Raw genomic sequence first — 9,850 nt, forward strand, 5'->3', positions numbered from 1 at the left:
AAAGAACTAGCTTAAATCCAATAGCGAAGCGGTGATGATACATGCTTTCTACTGGATTTAGTTTATCAAAATTTATTAGAAATTTGTATACGGAGAATTTTTGACGGTTACGATTAAAGGAGGTTTTATATTAACTATGAGGAATATAAATGCTGATATTTTAGCGATTATTGAGAATGTAAATTAGTAGCTACTGTTTTTGTGATTACAATACTATACGTTTATGTGCAATCTGTGGTATAATTTGGATGACAGTATTTATAAACTATGTGGAATATAAATATGTTTAATATAAATATATTCAATTGAAATTTTATATAAACTATGCGGAAAATTTTAAAAGCTTTTCTTTTCTAAGAATGAGCTTTTTTATTTTTTGCAAAAGGTGTAATATAAAAACAGTTCCAATGTTAAATATTAATAAATAAAGGAAATATAGTAACATAATAATATATTCATAAATGATTGGGGTGATAAAATGATAGAAAAAATTGAAATTAAAATTATCATCATAATTTTAAGCCATGAGAATGAAATTATAACTCTAGAACGATTGGCAGATGAATTAAATTATAGTATAAGTACAATAAAAAGAGGCATACAAAATATAAAAAATCAATATCCAGGGTTTATTAAAGCATATCGTGGTAGAAAGGGGGGATATGGCATATAGATTTAGAAAATAAAAATTATATAATCGCAATAATAAATTTTACTTACAAAACTATTAAATAAGATTGCAGTATGTTTATTTCTAAATTATTTACTAAAAAGGTAGTGAAAAATAATTTGAGTAAGTTATAAAATGCATTAGGAATACTGGTGCTACTAAAAGCATAGGAAAAAATGAATATAAAGAAGTTTGCTAAATTACTAAAAACAGGTAAAAGACAAATAGTAAGATGTGAACAAAATTTTGAATATGTGATATTAAGTTTTAAAATCATAATATGAAATCATGGATTATACGCTTATGATAACAAGAGATAATTATGTACACTAATATACAGAAGAGCTCTTTTTATTTAAAATAAAGAGAAAAAATTGTAATGGTATATACAATTTTTAAAATGATGAATCATAATATTTAGTTGTATATTGCTAAATTATACAAAAAAGAAAATGATTTTAGAAGAAATTTATTAAAATAATTGAAAAATATATAAAAGTTTACAAATAATTCATTAAACTGACACAATAATTGACAATTATAAGGTAAAATTAATATAAGATTACGAAATAAGCTATAAATTTTATTTTTTAGTTAGGAGGTGAGCCAAATGAGATTAAGTTGTGAGTATAAAACTGATAAAGTACCTGTAGCTCACAAAATGATGTTTGTAAGTTTAATTAAAAGTGCGCTAGCAATGGTCGATGAAGAATATTATGAAAGTTTATATAATTTTGATGAAAAAAGTAATAAAAAAATAAAACCATTTTCTTTTTCGGTGCAGCTAAAAGAATTTAAGATGCAAGAAGGTATTTTTAAAATAGAAGATAAAATTGTATTTAATGTAACAACCCCTGATTATGAATTCGGGATTAAGCTTTACAATGGATTATTGAATATTGAGGAGTTTCCGTATAGGGATTTTAAGTTAAAAAAAATTAGAATAAACCTTATTAAAGAAAAAAATATCACTTCAGATATAGCAGTATTTAAAACTATGTCACCATTATGTATAAAGAATAAAAGGAATATATTTATCGATCCTAGCCATCCCGATTATGAGAAAGAATTGAATTATATTGTGGACAAAAGTTTGTTATCTTACAGAGGATATGGATTAAAAGTACCATTGAAATTTCAAGAAGTATTAATGAAAAAAGTTGTAGTTAAGGAAGAGATAACTGCTTTTAAGGACAAAACTAAAAAGCAAATATTTTATGTAAATGCTTTTTCTGGCATATTTAAGCTTACTGGCGATGTAGAAGATTTAAATTTTATTTATAAGGCAGGAATAGGATTCAGGCGTTCGCAAGGTTTTGGTACTTTGGATGTCGTGTAGGGAGGTGATGATAAAGTGAGCAAAATAAGATTAGAATTATCTGATTGGTTGTACAATTCAGGGATTGTTGGTCTAGTAAAAATATTAAACCATAGTGATGCTATAGTTAGTGTAGGTTTAAATTATGTAGAATTTGAAGAAGAAGAATTGATTGATTTCGAAAATAAATATTTTGATTATTTTTCATACAAGTATGAAAAACTTACTTCTTGGTATAAGTTAGTGAGTTTCGAAGAATATTTAGATAATATGGAAAGTTGTAATATTTCTGAAAAAAATTTAGAAATTATAAATAACTATATAGAAGATTTAAAGAAGAAATTAACAAGTAATAGTTATAAGAGTGCTTATTTATTAATTAAAAATGAAGATATTGATATTTTACTAGAAGAAAAAAAAATACAAAAAATTAAAAAAAGTAAAAATCAAAATATAACTGAAATATATCAAGAAATAGAGGAAGCAATTAAGCATATAAAGAGAGTAATTGATTTTTTAAGAAAAGAAGAAGTTAAAAGAATTATAAAAGCCAAAAATATCATATATGATATAATTCAAAACTTTTGGTCTGATGTAAGCTTTCTAAACAAAAATAATAGCAAGAATGATATGTTTACAGAGTATGTAAGTTACTTTTTAAATCCGGCAATAAAATATAGCAATGCAGATAAAATTAAATATAAATATGAATGTTTTACTTGCAATAATAAAATAGCAACACTATCAAAGCCAAATGCGTATGATTTAACTTGGCTAACAAAGATAGGAGTTGATATGTCAAGAAAGTCATCACATTTTTGGAATTTAAATGGATTCTCTTATATATGTCCATTATGTAACTTAGTATACTCGTGTGTGCCGGCAGGATTTTCTGTAATTATGGGAAGAGGGATTTTTATTAATGAAAATTCTAGTATGTTAACAATGATTTCTATTAATGAACTTTCTTTAGATAAAGGAATAACTTTTGAAGAACTTGAAGAACAAGGATATTTTAACATAGTAGATAGTATGGAACAGAATCAAATTAGCAACTCAGATAAAGAAATTGAAAATATTCAAATAGTAAAATTTAATTCTCAAAATCAGAGAAGACCATATACATTTAATTTGCTTTCTAAAAGAAAACTCCATGTTATATATAAAAACAAAAATAGACTTAAGGCACTATTGAAAATTAATATAAAAATAAGTAAGGATTATTATATTAATTTGTATAAAGAAGTTTTACAAAGAATTTATGATAATAAGAATCAATTTGACTTAATAAACGAATTGATTTATTTAAATCTTCAGGATAAGTTTAGAGGTTTGAGGTACATATATTATATTATTCAAATAAATAACAATATTATAGGAGGAGTTGATAAAAGGATGGCTTATATCAAAGAAATAGATAAATTTAAGGATTATGGCTTGAAATTAAGAAATTTCTATATAAATGGCAACAGCAGTGCTAAAAATAAATTACCTGGAATTACTTATAGATTGCTAAATGCTCTAAAAACAAAGAATACATCAAAGTTTATGGAAACTCTAATAAGCTCATATATGTATTTAAATAAACAAGTACCTACAGATTTTATTAACGGATTGAAAGACATAGAAAGATTTCAAAGCATAGGGTATTCTTTTTTGATAGGGTTACTTGGTGAAGAAGAAAATGATAATAAAATTTTAAAAGGTGAGGAGGCGCACAAATGAATAAAAGAGGATTAACAGCAAGTTTTATATTTGAAGCTGAAAGTGCCAATTATGGTGAGGGAGTCGGTAATGTTACAGCATTAAAGAAGATTTCAAGGGAGAATGGAGATAGTTATACTTATATTTCAAGGCAGGCATTAAGATATAACATAATTCAGCAAATGGCAGAGGATACTACACCACTTGCTTTAGATGGATCTGTTATTCAGTTTGCTACTGAAGCCACTATAAAAGATTATGCAGAAATTGATTTATTTGGTTATATGAAAACTAAGAAGCCACCTAAAACAAGGGCAGCAGTAGTTAGACTATCGAATGCAGTTTCTCTAGAAAGTTTTAATTCCGATTTAGATTTTTTAACAAATAAATCATTACTTGATAGGTATAATAAAGAAATAAAAAGGGGAGAAGAAATAAAAGATGGCGGGAATATAGCTCAATCGGAGATACATAAATCCTATTATGCGTATACTGTGGCTATTGATCTTGATCTTGTTGGAATTGATGGGGATATTAGAATAGGAAGCGAAGAGAAAGCTGTTAGAGTAATTAAGCTTTTAGAAGTTATAAAATTCTTATATAGGGATATAAGAGGGAGAAGAGAAAACTTATCTCCTATATTTGCAATAGGCGGTGTTTATGACATTAAGAATCCTTTCTTTGAAAATAAATTAAAAATTAAAAATAATAATCTTCAAGTCGACACAATTACTAGTATTTTCAATCTAGCATCTGAAATTAAGGAAAATACATTTGTTGGATTAATTAAAGGTATTTTTAATAATGATAATGAAATACAAGAAAAGCTTTCTAGTACTCAAATGGCAGAATTCTTTGACAAGTTGAAGAAGAAAGTAGATTTATACTATAAAGAAAATAAGTAGGTGATTTAATGCATAGAGGAAAGGCGGTTAGAATAAGGTTGTATCAAAATCTTGTGAACTATAGGAAGCCTACAAGTTTTCAGTTGAAAGAAACATATCCATTACCACCATATTCTACGGTGATTGGTATGATTCATGGGGCCTGTGGCTTTGAAGAATATACGCCGATGTTAGTTAGCGTTCAGGGAAAATATAATTCTAAAGTAAATGACCTATACACTAGATACGAGTTCGCAGGCGCTACATATGAAGAGGGGAGGCATAATATAAAAATAAAATCTTTAGAACAGGATAAAGAGAAATATTATGGAGCCATAAGAGGTGTAGCAACAGAAGAATTATTAGTTGATGTTGAGTTATTGATACACGTAATGCCGGAAAACCAAGAATTAGTATCTAAAATATATAATAGCCTATTAAGCCCTAAAGAATATATTTCATTAGGAAGAAGAGAAGATATAGCTAGAATCGATGAAGTTAAAATAGTTAATGTTGAAGATATAATTAGTGACAAAGCTACAACATTAAATATGGATGCATATATTCCACTTGATACATTTGGAAAAAGAGGCTTGAAAACTAATGCGACATTATACACTATAAACAAGAAATATGAAAAAATCAGTGTTAAAAAGGATGTAGAGATAAGAAAGTGGGAAAAGGTAAGAGTTATTCATGGAGTTATGAACAAAAATGAAATAGCTGAAAGAAAATCAATTACGAAGGATGAGGATGATTGTTTAGTATTCTTTGCGTGAAAGGTAGGTGGGAACTCTATCTTTTGATATAGTTGGAGGTTTGTAACATGATAAATTTTTTTATTGCTAAAACTAAACCAAAGGAAGAAACAATAATAGAACATACTGATAAATTGATTAAAGAACTCGAAAGATTAAAAAATATTTATCCTAAAATAAATTTTATTGATTGGAGTTTACTTAGATTTGCTTGCCTATATCATGACTTAGGTAAGATGAATACAAAATTTCAAAATAAGTTAATGTCTAAGGTAGAAAAAGATTATTTGCTGGAGGATAATTTAAATAATATAAATGAAATTCCTCATGGATATTTAAGTCCAGCATTCTTACCAATAGATTATTTAGAGAATATATATGAGGAAGATGATTTAAGAATTTTATATCAAAGCATATATTATCACCACTCACGAGAAAAACTTGAAAATTCAAAACCTATTGAGATTACTGTGGAAAATGATTTGATTAAATATTGGAATCAATTTAGTTACGATAAAATTGAAAAAGTAAAGAGGCTAAATCCTTCTTACGTTTTTTATACAACTTCATCTAGAATACCAGATGAGGATGATTGCAATGAGACTGTATGCAAGTACATAATAACAAAAGGGCTTCTAAATAAAATAGATTTTGCAGCAAGTGCTGGAATTAACGTAGAAGAGGAAAATATAGACTTATTTGAGAAAACTATGAAGTCATTAAATAGTGGAGGATATGAACCAAACGAACTTCAGCGATATATGATAAAACATCAGAATGATAATAATATAATAATAGCTTCTACAGGAATAGGTAAAACTGAAGCAGCGCTATTTTGGATAGGAAATAGTAAAGGATTTTTTACGTTGCCATTAAGAGTCTCTCTTAATGCTATATACGATAGAGTAATAGGAAAAATAAGTTTTCAAAAAGAAAAAGTAGGCTTGCTTCATTCTGAAACAGCATCTGAATACTTAAAAAGATCCGATGATGAAGAGCTGGATATAGTGTACTATGATAAAACTAAACAATTATCATTACCACTCACAATATGCACGTTAGATCAATTGGTGGATTTTGTATTTAAATATGAAGGGTTTGAGTTGAAACTTGCTACATTATCATATTCTAAATTAGTAATAGATGAAATACAAATGTATAGTCCTGAAATGGTTGCGTATCTAGTGGTCGCTTTAAAATATATAGATGAGCTAAATGGAAAATTTTCTATCGTTACAGCTACCTTTCCACCTATTTTTGAAAAAATAATGAGGGATTTAAATGTAAAATTTAATAAATCAGAAAAACCTTTTTATAAAAAAGTCAATGGAAAAGTTCAGCTTAGACATAAGATGAAAGTAATGAGAGAAGATATAAATATAAATCATATCATAAGAAATTATAAAAATAAAAAAGTCCTTATTATTGTAAATACAGTAAAACAAGCACAAAGAATATATGATGATTTAAAAAAAGCATTGCCACAACAAAATATTAATTTATTTCATAGCAAATTTATAAGAAAAGATAGATATTTAAAAGAACAAAATATTTTAAATATGGGGAGTTTAACAAGTAAAGAAAAAGGAATTTGGATTACTACTCAAGTGGTAGAAGCTAGTTTAGATATTGATTTCGATGTTTTATACACTGAATTGTCAGATATTTCTGGCTTATTACAGAGACTAGGAAGAGTATATAGAAATAGGGATCTTATAGATTCAATCACTAATGCTTATGTATATATAGGTAAAGAAAAACTTCCGTCTGGAATTAGTAGAGGAGATAAATCTATTATAGACTTTGATATTTTCAATTTATCACAAAAAGCCATTGAACGGTATTCAAATGATATGGAAATAGATGAAATTGAAAAAATGAAGCTTGTAGAAACAGTATATTCTTATGAAAATTTAAAGAGTAGCAATTATTATAAGAAAATAAAATTTACAATAGAAAAAATAAAAGATATTAAAGCCTATGAAATAAAAAAGAGTGAAATTAATTTAAGAAATATCGAAAACGTAACAGTAATGCCACAAAATGTATATTTTAAGAATAAGGAATTTATAGAAAATCAAATTAAAATTATAGAATATGATAAAAATTATAATAACAAATTAATTGCCCAGAATTTACTTAAGGATTTAGCACTAAGTATTCCTAAATATGAGTATGAATATGCAAAGAAAAATAGATTAGTTTCAACAGAATTTATTCAAATTGATAAGTTCAATAATGTTCCTATAATAAAGTTTGATTACTCACTAGAGAAGGGATTAAGTAAACCTAAAGAAGTATCAATACCATTTGACGAAGAAGAACAATTTATATAAGGGTAGGTAGTGATTTTATGGAATTTGAATTGGAAAATTTCAAGACTCAAGGTATTAAGATGAATTACTATTATGTTTGTAAAAGAAAGCTTTGGTTATTTGATAAGGGAATTTCTATGGAGAGTAATAGCGATAGGGTTCTTCAAGGGAAAATAGTCCACGAAAATTCCTATCAGCGACAACAGAAAAAAGAAGTTCTCATAGATGATATCATACGATTGGATATTATGGACAAGGATTATGTAAAAGAAGTAAAGATATCTAGCAAAATGGAGAAGTCAGATAAGATGCAGCTTCTATATTATCTGTTTTACCTTAAGTCACTTGGAATTAATAAAAAAGGTACTGTAAATTATGTAAAAGAAAAAAGGGTAGAGGAAGTGGAATTAACTCCTGCCTACGAAGAAGAGATAAAAAATACATTGGTGGACATAAAAAATATACTTAGGGCGGACAAACCTCCGAAGGTTATAAAGCTTCCATACTGTACAAAATGTGCTTATTATGAATATTGTTTTGTAAAGGAGAAAGAGTGATGGGAGAGGATTATTATATTTTTAGTAATGGTAGAATCAAAAGAAAGGAAAACACTATATGTTTTGAAGACTCAGAGGAAAATAGAAGGTCTATACCCATTGAGCAGGTAGAAAGAATACATCTGTTTGGTGAGATCGATCTTAATACAAAACTTTTAAATTATATAGCTCAATACGGAGTTATGCTTAACTTCTACAATTATTATGGCTTTTATTCAGGAACCTTTTATCCTAAAAAGAAAAATGTGGCAGGTTTACTTGTGGTAAAGCAGTCTCAACATTATATAAATCATGAAAAAAGAATGTACTTGGCAAAATCCTTTATAGACAGTGCAGTTTATCATATTTTAAGGAATCTAAGAAATTATAAGGATAAGGTTGGAGACATAATTGATCAAATTGAAATCGAGAAAGAAAATATGTACAAGGCTAATGAAATTGATGAGTTGATGGGATGTGAAGGTAGAATAAGAAGATCTTATTATAGTGCTTTTGATAAGATACTTAATAATAGCTTTGATTTTACGAAAAGGGAAAAGAGGCCGCCTACCGATCCTGTTAATGCATTAATTTCTTTTGGAAATAGTCTTATGTATACTACGGCTTTAGGAGAAATGTATCAAACTCAGCTTGATCCAACGGTGAGCTACTTACACGAGCCATCTACAAAAAGATTTTCTCTAATACTGGATTTAACTGAGATTTTTAAACCTCTTATAGTAGACCCTCTGATATTTTATATGATTAATAATAATATGTTGAAGCTTGAGGATTTTCAGATTGATGATGGAATATGTTTCTTAAATGAAACTGGTAAAAAGAAGTTTATAAAAGAATATGAAAATAAAATGTCTACAACTATTAAGCATAGAAGTTTGAATCGAAAGGTATCCTATAGAACTTTTATAAAGCTTGAATGTTATAAGCTCATAAAATATTTTATAGAAGATGAGGTATACAAACCTTTAAAGGCGTGGTGGTAATCATGATTGTAATAATGACATATGATGTTGGAGAAAAGAGAGTTAATCGAATTAGGAAAGTTATAAAAAAATATTTGACCTGGACACAAAATTCTGTTTTCGAAGGTGAAATAACAGAAGCTAAATTGCATAAATGCTTGGCAGAGATTAACAAGTATATGGACAAAAGCTGTGATTCGCTATATATTTATAGAGTAGAAAATCCAAAAAATATTAAAAAAGATGTACTTGGGCAAGAAAAAAATTATGATGAATTATTTCTATAAGTATAATTTGCAGCAAACCTATTTTTTATTGGATATTAGGTAAACTATTGAAAATAAAGGGATTAGAAGCATTTTTTTATTTTATGCTTTTACATTATTGGTGCCTTGCTGCAAAACTAATATATTGCAGCAATTAATAAAATGCTGTAAGCCAGTGATACCAATGGATGTACGATACAAAAGATTGGGCTTTTATATTAACTATGAGGAATATAAATCTTAAAATAGCACCTAAAACACCCATAGAACACCTCCTTTTATATTAACTATGAGGAATATAAATTAATCATAACCACCGGCTTAGCCGGTGGTTTGCTCAGCCCTATAAGGGCCTATTACTGGCTGGGCTGAAAGCCCTCTGAATCAGTCTGCCAATCGCATATTTTCCCATGCAG

Annotated in this window: 9 protein-coding genes; all 9 read left to right on the forward strand. The window is 27.4% G+C overall.

The genetic code is table 11. The features are described 5' to 3' along the window. Positions 1 to 478: 478 nt before the first annotated feature. On the forward strand, positions 479 to 673 hold the full coding sequence (locus tag IAI10_RS23990; protein ID WP_315675843.1) for an HTH domain-containing protein: 195 nt from the start codon (positions 479 to 481) through the stop codon (positions 671 to 673). 607 nt (positions 674 to 1,280) lie between these two features. Then, positions 1,281 to 2,009: a CRISPR-associated endoribonuclease Cas6 gene (cas6, locus tag IAI10_RS23995; protein WP_315675844.1), complete on the forward strand. Its 729-nt coding sequence runs from the start codon at positions 1,281 to 1,283 to the stop codon at positions 2,007 to 2,009. Positions 2,010 to 2,024: 15 nt separating this feature from the next. Further along, on the forward strand, positions 2,025 to 3,713 hold the full coding sequence (gene cas8a1 / locus IAI10_RS24000; protein ID WP_315675845.1) for a type I-B CRISPR-associated protein Cas8b1/Cst1: 1,689 nt from the start codon (positions 2,025 to 2,027) through the stop codon (positions 3,711 to 3,713). Further along, positions 3,710 to 4,597 carry a type I-B CRISPR-associated protein Cas7/Cst2/DevR gene (gene cas7i, locus IAI10_RS24005; RefSeq protein WP_315675846.1) on the forward strand — a complete coding sequence of 296 codons (888 nt, stop codon included), beginning with the start codon at positions 3,710 to 3,712 and terminating at the stop codon, positions 4,595 to 4,597. The genes cas8a1 and cas7i overlap by 4 nt, the downstream gene beginning before the upstream one ends. Positions 4,598 to 4,605: 8 nt before the next feature. Continuing rightward, the gene (gene cas5, locus IAI10_RS24010) at positions 4,606 to 5,355 is read left to right on the forward strand and encodes a CRISPR-associated protein Cas5 (protein ID WP_315675847.1); all 750 of its coding nucleotides are present in this window, start codon (positions 4,606 to 4,608) and stop codon (positions 5,353 to 5,355) included. Positions 5,356 to 5,402: 47 nt separating this feature from the next. After that, positions 5,403 to 7,670 (forward strand): CRISPR-associated helicase Cas3', encoded by a 2,268-nt coding sequence (gene cas3, locus IAI10_RS24015; protein ID WP_315675848.1) that lies wholly within the window; start codon positions 5,403 to 5,405, stop codon positions 7,668 to 7,670. Between the two features lie 17 nt (positions 7,671 to 7,687). Next, entirely contained in the window at positions 7,688 to 8,206 is a 519-nt protein-coding gene (cas4, locus tag IAI10_RS24020) for a CRISPR-associated protein Cas4 (RefSeq protein ID WP_315675849.1), read from the forward strand. Beyond that, entirely contained in the window at positions 8,206 to 9,189 is a 984-nt protein-coding gene (cas1b, locus tag IAI10_RS24025) for a type I-B CRISPR-associated endonuclease Cas1b (protein WP_315675850.1), read from the forward strand. Before cas4 ends, cas1b begins: the two co-directional genes overlap by 1 nt. Before the next feature lie 2 nt (positions 9,190 to 9,191). Continuing rightward, entirely contained in the window at positions 9,192 to 9,455 is a 264-nt protein-coding gene (cas2, locus tag IAI10_RS24030) for a CRISPR-associated endonuclease Cas2 (RefSeq protein ID WP_315675851.1), read from the forward strand. The last annotated feature ends 395 nt before the right edge of the window (positions 9,456 to 9,850 follow it).

The organism is Clostridium sp. 19966, from assembly GCF_032335695.1.
GTDB lineage: Bacteria > Bacillota > Clostridia > Clostridiales > Clostridiaceae > JACTOJ01.